The organism is Chryseobacterium sp. ISL-6, assembly GCF_018613715.1.
Taxonomy (GTDB): domain Bacteria; phylum Bacteroidota; class Bacteroidia; order Flavobacteriales; family Weeksellaceae; genus Chryseobacterium; species Chryseobacterium paludis.
In genome coordinates, this window is the sequence record NZ_JAGGPT010000007.1 from 375,369 (window position 1) to 398,827 (window position 23,459).

At 35.7% G+C, this 23,459-nt stretch carries 22 protein-coding genes; 10 read left to right on the forward strand and 12 right to left on the reverse strand.

What is annotated here, in order from left to right; translation table 11 throughout:
* Nucleotides 1-5 precede the first annotated feature (5 nt).
* The 4 genes from J7E44_RS17300 to J7E44_RS17315 all read left to right on the forward strand — a co-directional run bounded on the left by J7E44_RS17300 (nt 6) and on the right by J7E44_RS17315 (nt 5,381).
* Nucleotides 6-1,034 (forward strand): methionine ABC transporter ATP-binding protein, encoded by a 1,029-nt coding sequence (locus J7E44_RS17300; protein WP_214831664.1) that lies wholly within the window; start codon nt 6-8, stop codon nt 1,032-1,034.
* The gene (gene metI / locus J7E44_RS17305; RefSeq protein ID WP_214831665.1) at nt 1,027-1,683 is read left to right on the forward strand and encodes a methionine ABC transporter permease MetI; all 657 of its coding nucleotides are present in this window, start codon (nt 1,027-1,029) and stop codon (nt 1,681-1,683) included. The genes J7E44_RS17300 and metI overlap by 8 nt, the downstream gene beginning before the upstream one ends.
* A gap of 133 nt (nt 1,684-1,816) precedes the next feature.
* Nucleotides 1,817-2,626 carry a methionine ABC transporter substrate-binding lipoprotein MetQ gene (gene metQ, locus J7E44_RS17310; protein ID WP_214831666.1) on the forward strand — a complete coding sequence of 270 codons (810 nt, stop codon included), beginning with the start codon at nt 1,817-1,819 and terminating at the stop codon, nt 2,624-2,626.
* 493 nt (nt 2,627-3,119) lie between these two features.
* Nucleotides 3,120-5,381 (forward strand): glycoside hydrolase family 3 C-terminal domain-containing protein, encoded by a 2,262-nt coding sequence (locus J7E44_RS17315; protein WP_214831667.1) that lies wholly within the window; start codon nt 3,120-3,122, stop codon nt 5,379-5,381.
* Nucleotides 5,382-5,523: 142 nt separating this feature from the next.
* Here the strand turns inward: J7E44_RS17315 and J7E44_RS17320 are convergent, their stop codons facing one another.
* From J7E44_RS17320 to J7E44_RS17360, 9 genes are all read right to left on the reverse strand, one after another.
* The gene (locus tag J7E44_RS17320) at nt 5,524-5,811 is read right to left on the reverse strand and encodes a hypothetical protein (RefSeq protein WP_214831668.1); all 288 of its coding nucleotides are present in this window, start codon (nt 5,809-5,811) and stop codon (nt 5,524-5,526) included.
* Nucleotides 5,812-5,938: 127 nt separating this feature from the next.
* Nucleotides 5,939-6,253: a hypothetical protein gene (locus J7E44_RS17325; protein WP_214831669.1), complete on the reverse strand. Its 315-nt coding sequence runs from the start codon at nt 6,251-6,253 to the stop codon at nt 5,939-5,941.
* Nucleotides 6,254-6,407: 154 nt separating this feature from the next.
* Nucleotides 6,408-6,947, reverse strand: coding sequence for a suppressor of fused domain protein (locus J7E44_RS17330; protein WP_214831670.1), 540 nt, complete (start codon nt 6,945-6,947; stop codon nt 6,408-6,410).
* Nucleotides 6,948-7,051: 104 nt separating this feature from the next.
* The gene (locus J7E44_RS17335; protein ID WP_214831671.1) at nt 7,052-7,480 is read right to left on the reverse strand and encodes a hypothetical protein; all 429 of its coding nucleotides are present in this window, start codon (nt 7,478-7,480) and stop codon (nt 7,052-7,054) included.
* A 164-nt stretch (nt 7,481-7,644) separates the two neighbouring features.
* Nucleotides 7,645-8,205, reverse strand: coding sequence for a DUF2652 domain-containing protein (locus J7E44_RS17340; RefSeq protein WP_214831672.1), 561 nt, complete (start codon nt 8,203-8,205; stop codon nt 7,645-7,647).
* A 55-nt stretch (nt 8,206-8,260) separates the two neighbouring features.
* Complete coding sequence (locus J7E44_RS17345; RefSeq protein ID WP_214831673.1) at nt 8,261-9,682, reverse strand: efflux transporter outer membrane subunit; 1,422 nt, start codon at nt 9,680-9,682, stop codon at nt 8,261-8,263.
* A gap of 18 nt (nt 9,683-9,700) precedes the next feature.
* Nucleotides 9,701-12,841, reverse strand: coding sequence for an efflux RND transporter permease subunit (locus tag J7E44_RS17350; RefSeq protein WP_214831674.1), 3,141 nt, complete (start codon nt 12,839-12,841; stop codon nt 9,701-9,703).
* A 9-nt stretch (nt 12,842-12,850) separates the two neighbouring features.
* Nucleotides 12,851-13,993, reverse strand: coding sequence for an efflux RND transporter periplasmic adaptor subunit (locus tag J7E44_RS17355; RefSeq protein WP_214831675.1), 1,143 nt, complete (start codon nt 13,991-13,993; stop codon nt 12,851-12,853).
* 199 nt (nt 13,994-14,192) lie between these two features.
* A complete protein-coding gene (locus J7E44_RS17360) occupies nt 14,193-15,107 on the reverse strand; it encodes an AraC family transcriptional regulator (protein ID WP_214831676.1) in 915 nt (304 codons plus the stop codon).
* 185 nt (nt 15,108-15,292) lie between these two features.
* On the opposite strand from J7E44_RS17360, the gene J7E44_RS17365 reads away from it, so the two are divergent.
* The gene (locus J7E44_RS17365) at nt 15,293-15,931 is read left to right on the forward strand and encodes an alpha/beta hydrolase (RefSeq protein WP_214831677.1); all 639 of its coding nucleotides are present in this window, start codon (nt 15,293-15,295) and stop codon (nt 15,929-15,931) included.
* A 66-nt stretch (nt 15,932-15,997) separates the two neighbouring features.
* Here J7E44_RS17365 and J7E44_RS17370 read toward each other — a convergent pair whose 3' ends face one another.
* Nucleotides 15,998-17,200, reverse strand: a complete 1,203-nt coding sequence (locus J7E44_RS17370; protein ID WP_214831678.1) for a CynX/NimT family MFS transporter — start codon at nt 17,198-17,200, stop codon at nt 15,998-16,000.
* Nucleotides 17,201-17,279: 79 nt separating this feature from the next.
* Between J7E44_RS17370 and J7E44_RS17375 the strand changes: the two genes are divergently transcribed.
* Nucleotides 17,280-18,065 (forward strand): helix-turn-helix domain-containing protein, encoded by a 786-nt coding sequence (locus tag J7E44_RS17375; RefSeq protein ID WP_214831679.1) that lies wholly within the window; start codon nt 17,280-17,282, stop codon nt 18,063-18,065.
* Here J7E44_RS17375 and J7E44_RS17380 read toward each other — a convergent pair whose 3' ends face one another.
* Nucleotides 18,066-18,650: an LOG family protein gene (locus J7E44_RS17380; protein WP_214831680.1), complete on the reverse strand. Its 585-nt coding sequence runs from the start codon at nt 18,648-18,650 to the stop codon at nt 18,066-18,068.
* Nucleotides 18,651-18,680: 30 nt separating this feature from the next.
* Nucleotides 18,681-20,069 (reverse strand): MFS transporter, encoded by a 1,389-nt coding sequence (locus tag J7E44_RS17385; RefSeq protein WP_214831681.1) that lies wholly within the window; start codon nt 20,067-20,069, stop codon nt 18,681-18,683.
* Nucleotides 20,070-20,212: 143 nt separating this feature from the next.
* On the opposite strand from J7E44_RS17385, the gene J7E44_RS17390 reads away from it, so the two are divergent.
* From J7E44_RS17390 to J7E44_RS17405, 4 genes are all read left to right on the forward strand, one after another.
* Complete coding sequence (locus J7E44_RS17390) at nt 20,213-20,683, forward strand: Lrp/AsnC family transcriptional regulator (RefSeq protein ID WP_214831682.1); 471 nt, start codon at nt 20,213-20,215, stop codon at nt 20,681-20,683.
* A gap of 481 nt (nt 20,684-21,164) precedes the next feature.
* On the forward strand, nt 21,165-21,677 hold the full coding sequence (locus J7E44_RS17395; RefSeq protein ID WP_214831683.1) for a CPBP family intramembrane glutamic endopeptidase: 513 nt from the start codon (nt 21,165-21,167) through the stop codon (nt 21,675-21,677).
* A gap of 362 nt (nt 21,678-22,039) precedes the next feature.
* A complete protein-coding gene (locus J7E44_RS17400; protein WP_214831684.1) occupies nt 22,040-22,807 on the forward strand; it encodes a methyltransferase domain-containing protein in 768 nt (255 codons plus the stop codon).
* A complete protein-coding gene (locus tag J7E44_RS17405) occupies nt 22,791-23,264 on the forward strand; it encodes a GNAT family N-acetyltransferase (protein WP_214831685.1) in 474 nt (157 codons plus the stop codon). Before J7E44_RS17400 ends, J7E44_RS17405 begins: the two co-directional genes overlap by 17 nt.
* The last annotated feature ends 195 nt before the right edge of the window (nt 23,265-23,459 follow it).

A 23,459-nucleotide genomic window follows, 5' to 3' on the forward strand; every position in this document is an offset into this window, starting at 1 on the left:
CTATAATGATAGAAATCAAAAACATTTCAAAAACCTTTCATCAAAAGAAACAGTCTTTTAAGGCTCTGGATGATGTCAGCCTGAACATTGAACAAGGCGATATTGTCGGGATCATCGGATTCTCAGGAGCTGGAAAAAGTACTTTAATACGAACCGTGAATTTGTTGGAAAGACCTGATCAGGGAAAGATCATCATCAACGGTAAAGATTTTACCCAGCTAAAGCCTAAACAACTGGCCCATGAGCGTAAAAAAATCGGGATGATCTTTCAGCATTTTAACCTGCTTTCTTCAAGAACAGTTTTTGAAAATGTAGCACTGCCATTGGAACTGGATCACATCAACAGATCAGAAATCCAAAGAAAAGTCAATGAACTTTTGAAAATTGTAGGACTGGAAGATAAAGCCAATGACTACCCAAAAAGCCTTTCAGGAGGGCAAAAGCAAAGAGTAGCGATTGCAAGAGCATTAGCCAATGATCCTTACCTCCTGCTTTGTGATGAAGCAACGAGTGCATTGGATCCTGCTACCACACAATCGATCTTACAATTATTACGTGACATCAATCAGCGCTTAGGGATTACCATTTTATTGATCACGCACGAAATGGATGTGATCAAGGCGATCTGTAATCATGTCGCTGTTATTGATAAAGGAAAGCTCCTTACCAAAGGAACCTTACAGGAAATTATTTCGGATAAAGAACATCCAATTATTAAACAATTTATAAACCCAGGCATCATGACAATACCTCAAGAGCTTAATAAAAAGCTACAAAAAGAGCCAAAAGACGGTCTGTTTCCACTTGTGGAAATAGAACTCAATGAGCACATTACGGTTGAAAAGCTGCTTTCAAAAATATATGATGAATATAAAATCCCTTACAAACTGCTGAAAGCCGATGTAGAATATTTAGGGGATTCCAACTTTGGAAAATTGCTATTGCAATTACAGGGAGAATCAGAAGAAAACCAAAAAGCGATCTATTATTTAAATCAAAATAAAATTCAAAATACAGTAAAAGGTTATGCTTAGTGATACGGTAATTTCTCTTTTATCAAAGGGAATTTGGGAAACAGTTTATATGACATTTGTTTCCGGTTTTTTTGGTTTCGTTTTAGGCCTTCCTGTAGGTATTCTCTTATTTCTAACAAGAAAAGGGCAGCTTCTGGAGAATATAATTTATAACAGGATTTTATCTATTTTGGTTAATATCTTCCGTTCTATTCCATTCATCATTTTAATTGTATGGATGATTCCTTTCACCAGGGCTTTGGTTGGAACTTCAATCGGTGTTAACGCTGCTTTGGTTCCGTTGAGTATTGGTGCAGCCCCATTTATTGCAAGACTGGTTGAAAACAGTCTTCTGGAAATTCCAAACGGATTGATTGAAACGGCAAGAGCTTTAGGTGCTACTCCACTTCAGATCATCATAAAAGTTTTGCTTCCTGAAGCACTTCCTTCACTGGTCAACAATGCAACAATTACTTTGATCACACTTGTCGGTTATTCTGCAATGGGTGGTGCTGTTGGCGCTGGTGGATTGGGGCAAATCGGTTATCAGTACGGATATATCGGTTATGACGCTGTGATCATGAATCTGGTATTGGGACTTTTAGTCGCTCTGGTTTTTATCATTCAGTTTTCTGGCGACCGGCTGGCAAAGAAGTTTGATCACCGATAAGTTGAATGGGTTGGAGGGTTTGAGGATAAACAAGTTAATTTCAACCAACATAACTATAACCTACTCAATAAAGCGATTTTGCAGGTTCGCGATTTTGTGATTCTGCCTTTAAATAAAATAAATAATATATATAATGAAAAAAGTAAAAATTTTAGGACTTTTAGCAGCAGGTTTGCTGGTATTTAATGCATGTAACTCATCGAAAAAAGATGATCCCAATTATATAAAAGTGGGTATTACGGCAGGCCCTGAACAGCAGATTGCTGAAACGGCTAAAAAAGTTGCTAAAGAAAAATACAATCTTGAAGTTGAGCTGGTTGCTTTCAATGATTACGTCGTTCCCAATGAAGCACTGAACAATGGTGATATTGATGCGAATGCTTTTCAACATGTTCCTTATCTAAACGAACAATCGAAACAGAGAGGCTATAAATTAGCAGTGGTAGGAAATACGTTTGTGTATCCTATTGTGGCGTATTCAAAAAAAATCAAAAACATCAGTCAGCTTCAGAATGGAAGTACTGTTGTTATTCCCAATGATCCAACTAATGGCGGTCGTTCCCTTCTCCTATTGCAGGAAAATGGTTTATTAAAATTAAAGGATGGTATCGGTTTACTGCCTAAGGTCACTGATATTGTTAGTAATCCAAAACAATTGAAAATTGTAGAAATCGAAGCCCCGCAGTTACCAAGAGTTTTAGATGATAAAGAAGTGGTTATTGCCATCATCAATAATAATTTTGCAGCACAGGCCGGATTGGATGAGACGAAATTTGGAATTTTTAAAGAAGATAAAGATTCTCCATATGTGAATGTTGTGGTAGCAAGACACGACAATAAAGATGCTGAAAAAGTGAAAAATTTTTTAAAAGCTTATCAATCTGATGAGGTGGTGAGGAAAGCCGAAGAAGTTTTTAAAGGTGGTGCGGTGAAAGGATGGTAGCAATTTGATTTAGTGTACCAATGTAGCAGTATAACAGTGTAACAATGGTTATAATGCTTCAATTGTAAATTGCACTAAAAACTCTATTGCGTTATTTCGAGTGAAATATTTTGGAACAAAGTGGAAAAGGATTTTGTATCGAGAAGCTTTTTGTACCATATCCACAAACTTCTCGATCCACTTCATTTCATTACGCTACTCGAAATGCCGAAACTTGTTATAAGGTAAGAATTTAAAAATGTAACAGTGTAACAATGATCAAATGGTTAATACCAATTGATTTTGTTACACTTTATTTTTTTAACGCATTTTTTTTAAAAAAGTAATAATATTCAAATTTTACTTTAGAAACCTTTTGGCACAGATTATTTCACTTCGATAGGATAAAAAAAGAATTGGTTAAATATGACCATTTATTAATAAAATTTATTATCCCAATTTGAGATAATAAATAAATTTACTATTTTTGTTACGAATCAATAAAAAGGTTTTTATGTTAAAGAAAACTGCCATAGTAAGTTTATTCACTCTTATTTCAATTTCTTCGATGGCTCAAAATACTACTCTTCCGGTCTATTTAGACGAAACTAAACCTGTTGAACAGCGTGTTCAGGATGCACTTTCCAGAATGACGCTGGAGGAAAAGGTAGCAATGCTTCACGCACAGTCAAAATTCAGCTCGCCGGGTGTTCCAAGATTGGGGATTCCTGAATTCTGGACAACTGACGGACCTCATGGGGTGCGTCCGGAGGTAATGTGGGACGAATGGAATCAGGCTGGCTGGACCAATGACTCTATAATTGCTTACCCTGCCTTAACAGCATTGTCAGCGACGTGGAACAAAAAAATGTCATGGAACTATGGTAAAGCTTTAGGAGAAGAAGCACGATACAGAAAAAAAGACATTCTTCTGGGACCTGGAGTTAATATTTACAGAACTCCACTGAATGGAAGAAATTTCGAATATATGGGTGAAGACCCTTATCTGACTTCAAAAATGGTTGTTCCCTACATCAAGGGAGTGCAATCTAATGGAGTGGCAACCAGTGTAAAACACTTTGCTTTAAACAATCAGGAGATGTTCCGTCATACCAGTAATGTGACCGTAGATGACAGAACACTTTATGAAATCTACCTACCTGCTTTTAAAGCAGCAGTTACAGAGGGTGATTCATGGACGATCATGGGTGCTTATGACATGTATAAAAACCAATATGCAAGCCAGAACCAATATCTTTTAAACGATATTTTAAAAGGTGAATGGAAATACAAAGGAGTGGTTGTTTCTGACTGGGGAGCTGTAAATAATACAGAACAGGCTATTCATAATGGATTGGATCTTGAATTCGGAAGCTGGACCAATGGGTTATCAGCAGGAACAAAGAATGCGTATGACAATTATTATTTAGCAAAACCTTATCTGGATTTAATTAAATCCGGAAAAGTAGGAACTAAGGAATTGGATGATAAAGTAACAAGACTTTTAAATCTAGCCTATAAAACAACAATGAACCGAAATAAACCTTTCGGGAATATCGCGTCTGATGAGCATCAGGCTGTAGCAAAAGAAATTGGTGAAGAAGGAATTGTTTTATTAAAAAATCAAGGTAATGTATTACCAATCGACCTCACTAAAACTAAAAAGATCGCTGTTATTGGAGAAAATGCAATCAAGATCATGACTGTTGGTGGTGGCTCATCTTCATTAAAAGTGAAATACGAAACATTACCATTAGACGGAATCAAGAAAAGGTTTGGGAAACAGGCTGATGTACAATATGCAAGAGGTTATGTAGGAGATATCGGCGGCGAATACAACGGGGTAAAATCAGGACAGGATTTGAAAGACACCCGCTCTGAGGCTGAATTAATCAATGAAGCTGTAGAACTGGCTAAGAAATCTGATGTTGTCATTTTCGTAGGTGGATTAAACAAAAGTGACTTTCAGGATAGCGAAGGAAACGACCGTAAGAGCTATGGGCTTCCATACAATCAGGATCATGTAATTTCTGCATTGGCAAAGGCGAATAAAAATCTTGCTGTAGTTTTAGTTTCAGGAAATGCTGTGGCAATGCCGTGGATCAAAGAAGTACCAACGATCGTTCAATCCTGGTATCTGGGTTCCGAAGCAGGAAATTCTATTGCCTCTATTTTAGCAGGTGATGCGAACCCTTCAGGAAAATTACCATTTACATTCCCGGTTAAACTAGAAGACAATTCAGCCCATCAGTTAGGAGAATATCCCGGACAAAAGGATGAATTCGCTGCAGGAAAAGGAAAAGATCAGAAAAATCCGATCAATATAACCTATAATGAAGGGATCTTTGTAGGATACCGTTGGCATGATACCAAAAATATCAAACCTTTATTCAGCTTCGGACACGGATTAAGTTATACGACTTTCGAGTTTGGAAAAGCCAAAGCAGATAAAACAACGATGTCTCAGGATGACAAAATCACGTTTACAGTAACCGTAAAAAATACTGGAAAGAAAGCAGGTGCTGAGGTTGCTCAATTGTATATCAGTGATCTGAAATCTTCTGTTCCACGTCCAACAAAAGAATTGAAAGGTTTTGAAAAAGTATTTTTAAATCCTGGAGAACAGAAAGAAGTAAGCATTACCATCGATAAAACAGCTTTAAGCTATTTTGATGTTAACAAACATGATTGGGTAGCTGAACCTGGAGACTTTGAAGCATTAATCGGAAATTCTTCCGATGCCATTAAAACAAAAGTGAAATTCACTTTAAAATAAATAATTTTTTCATCATTTGTGTTTTTTGACCTCCCGAAAGGGAGGTTTTCTTTTTTATATATCCTCATTAATTCATATACCTGTTTAAAAAAGTGCAAAAGCCAACTTCATGAGTTGGCTTAAAATATTTTATTACATCATACTAATTCCAAGTATAAAGACCGCAAATATTATTAGCATATTCAAAGTAATCCACTCCAGAAGAGCTATTCCATGTTTCTTTACCTTCAACTTCAAACACTAACTTCTTTTCATTATAATTATTTTGAATCATTTTAGCTAATTCAAGATCATAAGTCTTATTGATCTTGATCAATGTTCTACTTTTTGGATATTTGCATTTACTTTTATGAGAAACAAAGACTCCTTTCTTATTATTATACTCAAAACTAATTATATACCATGATTGTGTAGAATCAATGTTTACCACTTTCCCAGTAATTCTATCAGTTGAAATAGAATAGATTTGTCTATTTGACTTACAACTAATTGTTGTAAGTATAAAGCCAAGCAGTATTATATGACTGAAGTTCTTGAATATCATACTTTTTAAAATATCATTTTTGTTTTCTATTTATATACAAACCACACATATTTACGCAATCAACATAATAAAGTACTCCTTTCATATCGGAATTCCATATTTCTTTTCCATCAATATGCTGACTCATAAATTCTCTTTCAGTTTTGCCGTAAACAATTTCTTTAACTAAAACGAAATTATATTTTTTGCCAACTTCTATTTTGCCTAAATAATCTTTCCTACTATTACATTCTTTGAATACAGGAACAACAATTTTATTTTTTTTGTTTTCTAAATGAAGAATATAATTCCAGGATGTAGAATCTATTTTTTTAACATAAGTTTTCATAACATCATAATTATTGGTCCTTTGAGAACTACAGCTAATCGTAAATAGAAGAATAAACAATGTTATTAATTTCATTTTTTAGAAAATTTCTATAGGTGCTTAAGTAATTTCCATATGGTTACCTTACCTCTTATTTCTTTATTATTGTCATCACTTACCAAGAATATTTATCTCTCTTTAGATCCCATAAATCATTAATTTCATTTTCCTCTAAAAAATTTTCAAAAGCACTCCATCCTTTTTTTCTTATTAATTCTGTTTCTTCCTGATAAATTGGTATGATAAGAGGAAAAATTACAGCTTTATCTTCTACTTGCAATTGCGATAAGTTATCATCAAAATAAAAAGGTAAAGTAAAATATAATGAATTCATTTTTGTCTCTGAAGTCATGGCAAAATCAAATGACAGAACATCACCACGGAATACTCCTTTTTTATTATCAATCAGATACTCTGCAAAACTCGTCAAAAAAGAAGCTATTTCATTTCCATCATATTTTGCCATACAGACAAAAATAAATTCATAGTAATAATCTACAAAATATCGACTCATTCCCAATGTTGAGTATGTTCTAATATCTTCAAATGGAATACTATCATATATTGAAATTGTTATATTATACTTTTTATCAATAATATCTGCTCCTCTAGATATTGTACCTAGATGTTTTTCTAAATGTTCTACTACTATCATTTAAATAATCTAATGACTTTTTTTACCTATTACTGGTAATATTGGTCTAAATCTTATCTGAATCACATTTAAATTTAGTCGTTGCATTCATCTTCTATATTTGATTACTTTTCAAAATATTCATCCAAATACTTAACACTTTCCGGATCGTTTAAATCACAATCTACTATAATAACTTTCTTATTTTCTAAGTTTTTCAGATTATCAAATATCTTCTTCAGATTATCCATTAAAAATGCAAATGAACTTGGAAGAAAAGCAATATTACTAATAACAATATTATTCATTGTTCCATCTACTAATATTTTCAGTAAGACAACGTGTAGCTTACCTAACATATCCTCCACCCTAATATCAATTCCGGTTAATTCAAAAAAAATATTGATTAAATAATTCCTTTCTTTCTTCTTTATTTTATTATATAAAACACCTATTTTTGCCGCAGAAGGATAGCCAAAGTGTATAAAAATATATTCATTTTTATTATTTAAAAATTGTAATTCTTTTACACTTATTATTGATATTTCATTCATTACTTTGATAATCCTGTGAGATTAATTTTCTTTTTTTACTTGCTATGTTTCTTCATTAATTTCCTCACTTAAATTCCTGCAAAAATAATTATTCTTCTCTACTATTAAACAAAAAAATGCCCGGATTATTCCGGACATTACAAAGGCAAATTACAAGGAAAAAATTAAATATATTGTTTTACTTCTTCAAAATAATGGATCACTCCTACATCAGGTAAATCCTGTTTTTCATCATTATAAAAGCTGTTTATAGTCTCTGTATTTTCAAGAAAAGAATTACTAAACAATGCATACGAGGGTTGTTTTGCAAAATCATTCTTTAATAACTGATGTGCTTCTACAACCGGTACACCATATAGTTTTCTAAAATTCCCAATTTTATATTGTGAAAATTTTCCATAGTGGACAATAAACTTTAAAGACAGATCAATAGAAATACTTAAAGCTTCATTAAGCTCTGCTACTTTTCTGGTAAAAGCATTCTGCATTTTTCTCAGCATATTGGAAACCTTCTTAAAAGATGGATTTTTATCATATCTAAAAAATAAAATCGCATCCCCTTCAATCTCGGAAATCTCAAAATACTGATTATTCACATCGATCAGGATAGATAATAATTGTCTTACAATATACTCTCCTGTATATAGTTTTGTATTAAATACAAATTCGGTAAATCCATTGAAATCCGGAATCAGTATTATACCCTCTTGTATATTTGCATCCATGATGTTTAGTTTAAAAACCTGTTATATCTAAAGACGCAACAGGTTTTATTTTACTTTATTGCCATCCTCCCCCTACTGATCGGTAAAGAGAAGTAATAGCGTTCAGACGTTGTGCTTTCAGGGAAGCCAGATCCAGTTCTGCCTGAAGTTTATTGGTTTGTGCTAAAATCACTTCCACATAAGTCGCTGAATTATATTTAAATAAAATATCCGCTTTCTTTACCGCTTCATTCGACTTCAGTACCAATCCTTCAGCAATCTTTTGCTGTTCTTCCAATTTCTGAATCTGTACCAAGGCATCCGAAACCTCCCCGACTGCTTTTAAAACAGATTGCTTAAAATTGATTTCTGCCTGTTCAGATAATACTTTATACTGTTCATACTGTGTTTTTAGCTGTTTCCCATTTAAGATAGGTTGTGCAATCGCTCCGGCAGCCATTCCGAAAAGAGACCCCGGAATACTGAACCATTTGCTTGCCTGAAAAGCATTAATTCCACCTTGAGCAGTGATATTCAGAGAAGGATACATGCTCATTTTAGCCACATGAATAGCAGCAACGCTTTTTCTAACCTCCAACTCAGCGGTTTTAATATCCGGTCTGTAGCTTAGAAGCTCAGAAGGAATTCCCGCCACTATTTGATCCGGTGACTGAACCGTATTCAGGCTTTCCTTTCTCGCAATTTTATCAGGCATCGAACCTGTCAAAAGACTCAAAGCATTTTCCTGTGTTGCAATAGAACTTTCAATAGCTGGAATGGTTTTTAAGATCTGATCTTTTACAATTTCCTGTTGTTGTACAGCTAAAGCAGTGGTTAATCCTACCTCCTGTTGTTTGGTTAAAAACTTCAGCGTGGTATCGGAATAGGTCAAGTTGGATTTTGTAATTTCCAGTTGGGTATCCAGCATCAATAAATTATAATACCCTTGAACAACTGCGGCAACCAATCCTGTTCTCACGGCTTTTGCCGCTTCCTGGGTTTTAAGATATTCGGTTAAAGCCTGTTCCTTTCTTCCTTTAATCTTTCCCCAGATATCCGCTTCCCAGGAAATATTCACAGAACTCGTATAATCTTCTGTATATCTTCTTCCCATAAACTGTCCTGCCATCATTCCGTTCATACTGTTATCTGATGGACGGCTGATGCTCGCATTGGCAATGGTTGCACTTACTGTTGGCACATTAGCCCATTTACTTTGATTATACGCTAAAGAAGCAAATTCGATCTGTTTCAAAGCGACCTGAAGGTCATTATTCTGTGCAATCGCTTTATCAATAAGGCCTATCAAAACAGGATCTTTGAAAAAATCTTTGTAGCTGATCTTCGCGATATTTTCGTTCTGATCACCAGCTATAATTGTATCATTTCTAAAAGCTTCAGGCATTTTGATCTCAGGCCGTTCATATTTCTGAACTTTACAGGAAACAGCCAACCCTGAAACCAATGCTATATATGCTATATTTTTAATTGAATTCATTTTTAAATATCATTTGAATTAATATTCCCAATCTGATTCCGTAATCACTTTTCCACTGATTCTCTCATGCAAAGCCTGGAATACCACAAAAAGAACCGGAACAACGAAAATCCCTAAGATAGTTCCGAAAACCATCCCCGAAATAGCCGCATAACCAATAGAATGGTTTCCTAATGCAGAAGGTCCTACTACAAAAATCAATGGAATTAATCCCGTGATAAATGCTAAAGAGGTCATTAAGATCGGGCGTAAACGTGCTTTAGCACCTTCTACTGCTGAAGCGATCAGACTCTTCCCTGCTCTACGGCGCTGAATAGCAAATTCTACGATAAGGATCCCATTTTTCGCCAACAACCCAATCAGCATCACTAAAGCGATCTGAACATAAATATTATTGGACAGATCTGCCAGAGTAATTCCTACAAATACACCTGATAAACCTACCGGAATAGCGATCAGTACAGCAAATGGTAAAATATAACTTTCATACTGTGCTGATAACAGGAAGAAAACAAATATGATACATAATCCGAAGATCATTATCGATTGAGAACTTGATGTTGCTTCTTCACGGCTCATTCCTTTATAATCATAGGTATATCCAGGAGGTAATACCTGTTTGCTCACTTCTTCAACGGCTGCCATTGCTTGTCCGGAACTGTATCCCGGAGCCGCCATTACGGTTAAATTAGAAGAATTAAACAAATTGAAACGGTCTACTACTTCTGCTCCTGTCACCTGTTTCAGACTAACCAAAGTATTCACAGGAACCATCTGATTCAGGTTATTCTTAACAAAAATTCCATTCAGGGATTCTTTATCCTGTCTTGTTTCAGGAGTTGCCTGCACCAATACCCTGTAATATTTTCCAAACCGGTTGAAATCTGAAGACTGAATGCTTCCGTAATAACCCTGCATTACTCCTAATACATCAGAAACGGTCACTCCAAGTTGTGCTGCTTTCACCTCATCCACCAATACTTCATATTGTGGATAGGATACATCAAATGTCGTATATGCCAAAGCTACTTCTGGTCTCTGCATCAAAGCACCCATCATTCCGTAAGAGATATTCCCTAAATTCTGAAGTTCACCATTTGTACGGTCTTGAAGCACCAACTCCATTCCACTGGTATTACCAAATCCATCTACCGTCGGCGTATTGATCACTAAGAAATTGGCTCTTTTATCCTGAGACAAAGTTCCCTGGACCTGACCGATAATATCATTGATATTATTCACCTTCCCTCTTTCACCGCCTTTTTTCAGTTTAACGAAAATAGATCCTGCAGAAGATGACATCGAACCACTGAATAAATTCAGACCATCTACTGATATTACTTTGTCTACAGCTGGATTTTTCAGCAACAGATCTTCCGTATCTGAAATAATTTTTGAAGTTCTGTCCTTAGAAGCTCCCGGAGCCAGATTCGCCGTCACAATAATAAAACTCTGATCTTCATCAGGAATAAATCCTTTGGGCGTAGTCATGGACATCCATGTGAATAATCCACCGAAAGCCACAATGATCAATAAGGCAATCCATTTTCTTTTTAAAAGGAACAGAATTGCTTTTCCATATCGGAAAGTAAGTTTGTTAAAACTCGCATTAAACCCTGCAAAGAAACGTTCTTTGAAGTTCATTTTTTCATGCGTTTCCGGATGGTGCTGCTTTAAAAATATAGCACATAAAGCCGGACTTAAAGTCAATGCATTGACTGCTGAGATAACAATAGCAATGGCTAACGTTAATGCAAACTGCTGATAAAATAATCCAGTAGAACCACTCATAAAGGCTACCGGAACAAATACCGCTGACATGATCAGGGTAATTGAAATAATCGCTCCCGTGATCTCACTCATCGCCGACATCGTAGCGGCTCTTGGATTCAGTTTTTTATGTTCCATTTTAGCATGCACCGCTTCCACGACGACAATTGCATCATCCACTACAATTCCAATCGCCAGTACCAACGCAAACAAGGTCAGAATATTAATCGAGAATCCGAATACATTCATAAAGAAGAACGTTCCTACGATAGAAACCGGAACGGCAATCGCCGGAATCAAGGTTGAACGGAAATCCTGTAAGAAAATATACACCACAATAAATACCAGGATAAAGGCTTCAATCAGGGTATGAATTACCTGCTCGATCGACTGATCCAAAGCTTCTTTTGTAGCATAGGGCATTTCATAATCCATTCCTTCAGGAAATGATTTTTCGAGCTCTTTCATTCTCTCCTGAAGGGCGATCTGTACTTCATTCGCATTAGATCCTGCCATCTGAAAGATCGCCATCGTAACGGAAGGTTTTTTATTGAAATTAGAAGATACATTATAACTGTAGGCTCCAAATTCCACTTTTGCCACATCTTTTAATTTTAAAACAGAACCATCGCTCAATGCTTTGATCGTAATATTTTCATATTGCTCCGGCTCCGTAAATTTTCCTTTATACCGAAGGACATATTCCATCGCTTCCTTACTTCTTTCCCCAAATCTTCCTGGAGCTGCCTCTAAGTTTTGAGACTGAATAGCCCTCGAAACATCAGACGGTGTAAGGTTATAGGAGGTCAGTTTATTCGGATCCAGCCACACCCGCATCGAATAATCTTTATTTCCATACACCATTGCATCTCCTACTCCTTTTACCCTTTTTAAATCCGGTACAATATTGATCTTGGCATAGTTCTCAAGGAAAAGATCATCCATCTTACCATCTTTACTGGTTAAAGAAACCATCGCAATCATACTGTTCTGTCTTTTGAGAGTCGTAATACCTGCCTGTATAACTTCCGCAGGAAGCTGATTGGTTACCTGTGCTACCCTGTTCTGAACATTGATCGCTGCCTGATCCGGATCGGTACCCAGTTTGAAAATAACCGTGATGCTTAACGTACCGTCATTACTCGCCGTAGAGGTAATATAATCCATATTTTCTACTCCATTGATGGCATTTTCTAATGGCGGAGCCACAGATCTAGCGATCGTTTCAGCGTTCGCACCAGGATAAACCGCAGACACCATTACGGTAGGTGGTGCAATATCTGGAAATTTTGTAATCGGCAGATTGATCATACCGACGATACCCAGTATAACCAACAGCACTGAAATAACTGTTGCCAATACGGGCCTTTTTATAATCTTTTTTAACATGATTTTTTCTTACGATTTTTTCGGTTGAGCGTTTTGTTTTTGAGCTACAACGGGAGTTCCCGGCTGTAATCTGTCGAAGCCGGTAACGATGTACTGATCTCCGGCTTTCAGCCCCTTGGATACGATAAAATTAGTTCCGGCCTTCCCACTCACTTCAATAGGAAGCTGAACTGCTTTTCCATCTTTAATGGTAAATACAAAAATTTTGTCCTGAATCGATCTTGTGGAAGCGATAGGAAGCAAAACAACATTAGCATAAAACTGATCCAACACCACCTTTCCGGTATTTCCGCTTCTCAGTAAATTATTAGGATTGTTGAATTTCGCTCTTAATGTAATAGACCCTGTTGTTTTATTAAACTGACCTTCCACTGCATCAATTCTCCCTGTTTCAGCATATTTCTCCCCTCCTGAAAGAAGTAAAGAGACCGCTGGGGTATTTTTAATGATCTCATCAATACTACTCCCTACATTTTGTTTTTGAAACTGATTAAAATCGTTTTCACTTAAACTAAAATAGGTGTACACCTGATGAATATCCGACAATAAGGTCATCGGATCCTGGTTGGTAGGCGTCAGCAAACTTCCCAAACGGTAATTAAATCTTCCGATGTATCCACTTACAGGCGCTTTAATCGTAGAAAAATTAAGATTGATCTTTGCCGATTCTATCGAAGAGAGGGATTGGCTTACTGCTCCTCTGGCTGCATTATAGGAAGCTTCTGCTTCTTTCACCTGGATATCAGAAACCATTTTATTTCTGAATAATTCTTTCTTACGGTCTACATCTATTTTAGTGGTCGCAAGATTGGCTTGTGCCGTAATTAATGCTGCCTGAGCACTTTTCAATTGTTCACGGAAGATCTGGTCTTCAATTTTAAACAAAGGCTGACCCGCTCTTACGTAATCTCCTTCATCTACAAATATTTTGGTTAGATATCCTGTTACCTGAGGTCTTATTTCAACATTCGAGACACCTTCCACAGAAGCTGCATATTCTCTGGAGAAAGAAGCGTCACCTTGTTTTACCGTTTCTACCGGAAGTTCCGGGGCTTGTTGCTGATAAGATTGATTTTGATTTTTCTTACATCCTGTCAAAACGACAAGGGATAAGAAGAGTATAGTTGATTTCTGAATAAAAAATCTCTGCATAGTACTATTTCCTTTAAATTTCACCGAGCAAAATTCGCTCTAAAAAAATTCAAGGGAAATATTTAAAAAACTTCTTAATTTGTCAAAAAGACATCTAATTTTTAATATACATGAGATATATCATCCTTTTTTTCTTAGAAATCAAAGAATATATGCATCGAAACTTAATTTATATTTGAGAGGTTGAGAATTACATCATTTAATACAAGTCATCCTTTTTATACTCGAGAGGAGATTTTCCAACATGTTTTTTAAAAAACTTACTGAAAGACGCCTGGTCAGAAAATCTAAGCTGTGATGCTACCTCATTTACATTAGAATTGGAGTTTTTTAATAATAGCCTGGCCTCCACTTCCAATACCTTATGGATGATTTCACGTGGTGATTTAAACATCGTTTTATTAATCACCTTGGTTAGATATTTACGACTGATACAAAGTTTATCTGCATAAAACTGTACATTGTGCTCTTCTTTAAAATGCTCGCGTACCAAAATAAAAAAACTGGTGGTAATTTCATCTTCACGGTATGTGACAGGATTTATTTTTTCCGTTTTCTTAAAGTGATTATCTACCTCATAAATGACCAATGAAAAGTGATGCCAAATCATTTCATTAAAGTAATGATCATTTTTTTCAGCATTGTTTAAAACCTTAAGCTCATCTAAATGAAATTCAAGCCTGCGGAAAAGGTCAGGCTCATTCTTGATCAAGTTGGTATCTTTTGAAAGGCTCCTCAAGATATCATTTGACCGATAATTAAATCCGGCATCGGAAATAAAATCCAAAGAAAAGAAAATGTACTTTCCAACATAATCATCAGAGATTTCTTCTATCCAAAATGTTTCAGACATTGGACAAAATATAATATCTCCTTTTGAAGTGGTATACCGCTGATCATCAATCCTGAATCGTTCATATCCGTTAGTCACTAAAATCAAGCAGAAATAATCTGCACGGTTCGGAACATTCAACTCAATATTATAGTTGCTTCCATCAATTGTCATGACCACGAACTCTTTAACTCTAAGATCAAACTCTACGTCTTTAAGAAGTTTTTCAAAAGTAAAGGTGGAAACAAATTCAGCAGTTTCAGTATTGCTCTTTCGGGACATTTTGACGAAATATTTACACGAAATTAAGGAATAATTTTTAGTTTTTTGTTGCGGGTGGCGAGTTGCAGGTTCCCGAGTTGCGAGTTCTTCCCTCTAACCTCTCATCTCTAAATTCTAACTTCCAATTAAAAGTAGTATAATATCAAAAACTATATCTACATTTATCCTTCAATTCAAAGGATCTCATGAAAACATCGGCAACATTTCTTTTTTCTTTCCTTTTCCTTCTTTCAAATTTTTTAACCGCTCAACAGCAGCAATATATTTTCTTTTTACATAATAAATTTTTGGAAGGACATTCTTTAACAGAGAAGCATCCAAAATATGGAGTCGCAGAATATAAACCCATTCTCTTCAAATTGAAAGATAAAAATACAGTTGTCATATCTGAGAAAAGAGCTGACCATACCGATCCTGAAATCTATGCCCGAAAGATAGTAGCTCAGATTGACAGTTTAAAAACCAAAGGCGTTCCTTCAAAAAACATAAGTATTGTTGGAACTTCTCAGGGGGGTTATATTGCCCAATATGTTTCGTATTATGCTAAAAATCCAGATCTTAAATTTATCATTATCGGAGCAAGCTTCAAAGATGACTCCTTAAATGAAGATCCCGATTTCAAATTGTATGGTAAGATATTATCCATTACCGAAAAATCAGATGATGGCCATGTAGCATTATCGACTCAGAAAAGATTTCAGAATTCTCAGATAAAAGCATTCAAGGAAATTGAAGTCAGTACTGGCATGAACCATGGTTTTTTATTCAAAGCATTAGATGTATGGCTTGTCCCAACGAAAGAATGGGTTCAGAAGAAGTTTTAATATGTTGCGGGTTCCCAGTTATTAGGAATATGCGTCCGGTAACTTTCAACTTTTCACTTTCAATTTTCAATTTTCAACAAATCTCTTCTGCGCCGCCTTCATTCCGAAGAAGAACATCAGGATCACTGAAATTCCCAGAAATGCGAATGAATATTTCCATGAAGGATCCCAATCATGTAATTTCCCAAATATAGCGGGTCCAAAAGCTGCGATCAGGTATCCTACAGATTGTGCCATTCCTGAAATCTTAATGGCATTGGCACTTGATTTTGTTCGTAAAGAGAAAAACAATATCGATAAACTGAATGACAGACCATTGGATAATCCTAATAAAATAGCCGTCGCATAGATCCATTGTGATTTTAATAAAGCAAACATGACAATACTTGCCAACATCAGAATGCATAGAAAAACGATCATCGCCCTTTGATCTTTCATTTTATTGGCAATGATTGGACCTACGAAAGTAATGGGAATCATGGAAATCTGGATGACAAACAATACCCATCCCGGAGCATTCCCGTTCATTCCATAATCACCAAGAACTGCAGGTAACCAGGAAATTAGAGAATAGTACACCAAAGACTGCAATCCCATAAAAATACTGATGTTCCATGCCTGTGCAGATTTAAACATATTAAAATCTGATTTAGCTAATGAACTATTGCTTTGATTCGTTTTATTTCTATTCAGCAAGAGTTCTAAAACCACCACCAATAAGGATAAAAGAGCAATCACCAACCAGATCCCCAAAGAACCACGCCATCCATAACCCGTCCATTCTCCAAGGCTTACACTATATCCTGAAGCTAAAGCAGCGGTAAGATTCATGGAAACCGCAAAAATACCCGTCATCACACCGATCTGTTTTGGAAAATTATTTTTGATGTATCCTGGTGTAATTACATTTCCAACGCAAATACCCAATCCTATGAACACGGATCCAGTAAACAAGGTCCAGACCGATCCGAATACCCGTAAAAACAATCCAAAACTCAGAATTACCAAGGCATATAACAAAAACCTATTGATACTTAAACGATGGGAAAACCGGCTTACTAAAACGGAACAACTCGCAAACATCAGCAACGGAATAGAAGTCAGCATACTGCTTTGAAAATTATCTAAATGCAAAGATTGGCTGATCTGACTCAGTACCGGTCCCACAGAAGTAATCGGTGAACGAAGGTTACTTGAAACCAGAATAACAACCAAAACATTGATAAACAATAGTATATATGAAGCTTCTTTTCTTGTCTCGTTTTTCATGATATTGTATAAAAATTGATACCACAAATGTACTTATGTTATTTTGTATACATTTGCCATAATATTAATCTAAAACGACATGAATTCTTCTAAAACCATCTTGAATGTTGATGAGGTCACAAAACCTTACTTTGTTTGGTTTGAAGATAATTGGAGGCATGATGACGTTCTTCATCTTCATCCGAAAAAAGGACAGCTGGTGTATGTAGAAAGTGGATTCCAGTATTTAACTGTAGAGGGAAAGATCTATCTTTTGCCTCAAAACCATGCTGCCTGGATTCCTCCTAATGCTTTGCATAAAACCAATTCCCATTCTGAAAGAATACGATTGATGATCATGTTTTTTGATGCTGATAAAGAAGATTCATTTTATCATCAGGTTAATGTATTTTCTGTTCCTCCCGTCCTTAAGGAAATGATAAAATATGCTGAAAAGTGGTCCATCAATAAAGAGGAGAATGCGGACGAAAATATATTTTTACAAGCCCTGTATAATGAATTACCAAACTTCGTCGCCGATTCTATCCAACTGCACATCAGTCTTCCAAAAGATAAGCGGTTAACACAGGCTATTGATTACCTGAATGCCCACTACACAGAAGATCTTAAAATGGAAGAATTAAGTGACATGGCTTCCTTATCGCTCCGATCTCTGGAAAGGATCTTTAAGAAGGAAACAGGACTCACCCTAATCAAGTATCAGCAAATGCTTCGCATCATCAAAAGCCTCGAACTCCTGAGTTCCAAAGAATGGACGATTTCAGAAATTGCTTATCAGGTAGGTTACAAAAGCCTACAGGCCTTTACCAATAGCTTTCAATCGGTTATGCAATACAGACCCAGTGATTTTTCAAAAACCCTTTGATCAGACTTCGTCTTTAGAGATCCATTTTTCTACTTTTGGCGCCTGATAATTTTTCATCTTTTTTAAAAGAGAATCGATCTGATCATCTACGATCAACATTTTCTGATTAGCTTCTTTAAGGAAACCTTTCTCCACCATGGTTTGACTCATTTTTAAAAGATCATCATAAAACCCATTGATATTGAGTAGAGCAATTGGTTTTTGGTGTAGTCCCAATTGTGCCCAGGTCATCATTTCAAAAAGCTCTTCCAAAGTTCCATATCCACCAGGTAACGCAATAACTCCATCTGATAATTCATTCATTTTGGTTTTGCGTTCATGCATGGTTTCTACAAGGATCAGATCAGTTAAGCTTTTATGCGCAATTTCTTTTCCTTGTAGAAAATGAGGAAGTATACCGATCGCTTCACCCCCATTTTCCATTACTCCATTGGCAATAGTTCCCATCAGGCCTGTCTTTGATCCACCATATACCAAACCTATTTGTTCATCAGCCAATCGCTTTCCTAATAGGTAAGCTTGCTCTTCATAGATAGAATCAGTTCCAAAACTTGATCCACAAAATACAGTTAATCTCTTTATCATTTTTATTTGAATATTTCTGATAGCCGCATTTTACGAAACGGCAACCTGGGTTCTTTTTACTTTCAATTCTTTGAAGATCAAATATACTAATATTCCGATCGCAGATACTGCATAACCCGCCAGTATAATAATACTTAAACTCCCTACAGCCTGTTCTGATGGATAGATCTGACTCATTAAAGTCATAAACGATAAACCAATCCCGGCACCCAAAAAGTAGTTGGTACTCGTTAAACTTGATGCGACTCCATAATGTGATGCCTCAACATCACGAATCCCCAAAATTGATAAACTCGTGAAACAAAATGTCATGCCTACTCCTGAAATACACGCAGCACCTAATAAAACGATCGTTAATGGGTGACCAAAGTAAATAGATATCAGCAACGCTAAAGCACCAGCCAGCATAAAGGACCATCCTAAAATTCCCATTTTAGCCGGATTCAGTTTTTTTGAAACTGATGGTAAAATAAATTTAGCCACTAATGCAGACATTACACTGAAAGGAACCAACATCAATCCCGCCGAAGCAGCACTGTGATTCATATCTTTCTGAAGCATTAACGAGATCAGAAATAAAAATCCTATGAAAAAGGCTCCTAATGCAAAGAAGGCAAGGTTAGCAGACATTAATGATCTGTGCCTGAATAACTGAAGATCAATTAAAGGCTGAGCTACTGTTTTTAAGCGGTAGAATACAGCACTTAAAAGTACAATGGCTACTACAATTGATCCGATTACTAAAAATGGCTGTTCTTTAATCTGTGTCAGTTCATGAGCTCCATACGTCAAGCTTAGTAAGCCGAGAACTAATAGTATCCCTGAAATCGCATCTGTTTTCTGAACACTTTCCGATTTTTCATCTGCCGGTAAATATCGATATGCAAAAATAAGGGTCAACAAAAGAATAGGTACATTAATGAGGAAAACCCAGTGCCAGCTTAAGTAGGTACTGATAATTCCTCCTATTGACAATCCACTCCCCGATCCGATTGCAGCAAAAGAACTGAAAACACCCAATGCTTTATTGCGTTCGTGATTTTCGGTAAATGTATTCGTCACAATAGATAGCGCTGAAGGCATAATAAATGCCGCTCCCAATCCTTGTAAGGCTCTGAATACAGCCAACATTTCAAAATTGGTGGAAAGACCTGCTCCTAAAGAAGTCAGCATAAAGATTAATCCTCCTAAAATGAACATTTTTTTTCTTCCGATCTGATCTGAAAGTTTCCCGCCAATAATCAGGAAACCACCAAAAAATAAAACATATAGTGTCTGTAACCATTGAACGGTTTCAGCTCCAATATGGAATTGCTCCTGAATAGATGGGATGGTTAGGTTAATAATGGCAATATCCAGCGCTTCAACAAAAGTTCCGATTGATGCCAATATTAATATTAAATTCCTCCTTGTTCCCATAGTATTCAAATTTCCTGCAAAATTAAAATATTTAGAACGTATGTAAAAATTTAACCTTAAATTTGGAACATAAATTACTTTTTAAAACAAATAAAAGAACAAATGTACTTTTAAGTTAATTTTAAAATAAAAAAACAGAACAAATGCAACCGGAAAATTACACACTGGACGAGAAAGACCTTTCTATTCTGCGTTTATTACAGAAAGATGCGAAGCTAAGTGTTCGTGATATTTCGACCAGGATTAATTTAAGCCCTACTCCCACTCATGAGCGAATTAAGCGTATGGAGAAATCCGGAGTGATCAAAGAATACACCGCTGTCTTAGACCGCAAAAAGGTCAATAAAGGAATGATGGTGGTATGTATGATCGCTTTAAAAGCTCACAATAAAAAAGAAGCGACCTTATTTATTGAAGAAGTAAGCAAGCTAAAAGAAGTCGTTGAATTCTACAACATCAGCGGCGATTTCGATTTTATGCTTAAAATTCTGGCTCCCAATATGGATGAGTTTCACGATTTCTTTGTGAATAAGCTTTCAGAGATTGAAGGGATTGGGCAGACGAAAAGTATTTTTGTGATGAATAGTATTAAGGAAAGTTCCCAGATTTTATAATGGTTAAACGCGAAGACGCAAAGTTTCTTCATGTATGATGCTTTTAAGGCGCAAGGTCTTCATCTGTGATAAAAATGATACTTTCATTGCGAGGAGCGAAACAATCTCTTGCCAATTGAGGTCTTTATAACAGGAGATTGCTTCACCTACGGTTCGCAATGACAAAACTTTAAGCATTATATTTCAATGTAAGTATAGAAAAAATAGGGTTTCGTATAAAAACCAGATGGTAATTCAACAGCACCTCTTACTTTAGTGCTATCAAAAAATTTCATAAGTCAATTTTACAGAATATCTGGCTCCTCAACACTGATTAAAGCTAATCAACAGACCCAAAATACGTTTGATTAGATAGCATTACTTACCCCCTTTATGTTTTTATTCAGATGTATGAAGATGCCAGATCTTCTTTTTTTGGGAACGAAATTAACATTAACTTTAAACCCAATTAAAATTACAACCTCTCACTTCTGAATATTACATGAATCTCTCTTTCTTAACAACAGCGATAGAAAAATGGAAAAATCTTGAAAAACCATACTACTTGCTTGTTGCCCTTATTTTTGTCCTGTTGTTTAATGTACTTTTCTTTTATGTATTAGACCTACTCAAAGTTCCAGAAAATGAATTAGGATTTCAGAAGTTTAAAAAATTAAGTAATATTGAATTATTCCTTTTAACCGTATTAGTTGCACCGGTTATTGAAACTTTGGCCTTCCAATATCTTCCAATACAAATTACAGAATGGTTAGCTAAGAAAGCAAGTCTCTTTAACGTAAAAACAGTCACGCTACTTTCTATTTCAATCTCTACGGGTTTATTCTCAGCAGCACATTATGAACATAGCTTCTATTATGCGTTAGCAACGATACCTGGTGGCATTCTTCTGGCTTATACTTATATCAACTTTCAGAAAAGAGATCGGACCGGTTTATCAACAACGATTCTTTTTCATGCGCTTTATAACCTTGCTACTTTTTTGATTAATTTTTGATCCAATAAAGTACTAATAAGGGTTACAAATGGTTAAATGCAAAGACGCAAATTTTCTTTTAAAATCATTTTATTTTTAAGGCGCAAGGATCTTATCTACGATGAGATTTAAAAAATCTGAGTAATCTGTGGGAAATAAAACAAACACAAAAAAGAGATTCCTCCTTCATCATAATGACATGGTGTTGAAAACTGCAATTGTAAGAACAGTCCATTGTATCATCAATAAAAATTCCATTAAATCTTCGGGTTATGGGGAAATTAATCACTGCCATTTTACATTTTAAGAAACTTTTAATCTTAACTATTCTGATGTTCGGTTAGGAATTGCTAAATTCAGGTTGTCAATTAAAACAGAATATTATGCCTTGGAATCCCGATGTTTACAATCAATTTAAAGATATCCGTTTTAAACCTTTTTACGATCTTGCTGATCTGATCACCGCAGACTCACCTATGAAAGCTGTTGATTTGGGTTGTGGAACGGGAGAACAAACCGCTATTCTTACAGAAAAATTTCCCCAAGCCGAATTTACGGGTATTGATTCTTCCCCTGAAATGTTGGAAAAATCTAAAACACTCGAAAATGATCGTCTTCATTTTAGATTATCCACTACAGAAGAAATGCTTGCTAGTGATGAAAATTGGAATCTCATTTTCAGCAATGCTGCTTTACAATGGTCTGATGATCATAAGACTCTGTTTCCTCAACTGATTTCCAAACTGAAAAAGGATGGTCAGTTCGCTGTTCAAATGCCCTATCAGCCAGGAAATACATTAAATAAAATTTTATTTGAACTCGCTGATGAAGAGCCGTTTAAAACCCAATTAACTCATTGGAACCGCCCTTCTGCCGTGCTAACTATTGATGAATATGCACAGATTTTATTTGAAAATGGTATTGAAGAGCTAAATCTTTTCCAAAAGGTCTATCCTATTATCGCTGAAGATCATGAGACTTTATTTAAATTCATTTCGGGTTCCGCTTTAATTCCTTATTTGGAAAGGCTTAATGAAGATCAGCAAAAGGAATTTACCTCTGAGTTTAAAAAACGTATTGCTATAGGTTTTCCTAGACTTCCTGCTATTTATGCATTTAAGAGAATTTTAATGTATGGAAGAAAAAAATAAAGGTCTTCATCTAAGAAAGGCCACTTTAACGGACTTAATGACCATTATAGAAATGCTTGCGGATGATATATTGGGTCAGAGCCGGGAAGAAGTTTCTGTTCCCCTGGATGAGCGGTACGTTTCTGCTTTTAAAGCCATTGATCAGGATCCCAATCAGGACTTGGTCGTGCTAGTGAATGACCACGATGAGGTCTTAGGAACTTTACAGCTTACTTATCTTCAATATCTGAATCATAAAGGCAGCAAGCGGGCATTGATAGAATCCGTGCGGATTCATTCTTCTCAGCGAGGAAAGGGACTGGGACAAAAAATGTTTCAGCTGGCAATTGAGCGTGCTAAGGAAAAAGGGGCAACGATCCTTCAATTGGCTTCTGATAAAAAAAGGGTCGAAGCATTGAGGTTTTATGAAAAGCTAGGATTTACAGCTTCTCATGAAGGTTTTAAAATGAAAATATAATGGTAAATCCAAACCAAGAAATTTCTCGTATATAGATTGAAAGGTCTTATCAGCTGTAAAAATCTATGCAGAAAATAGTAAAATAATAAAAATTTGATGCAAGATTTCTGTTTTATAGGATTTATTATATAGAATAATGAGCTTAGACTTGTTTTGGTACGGGCTTTGAACAAAAGAAAATATTACAATAATACA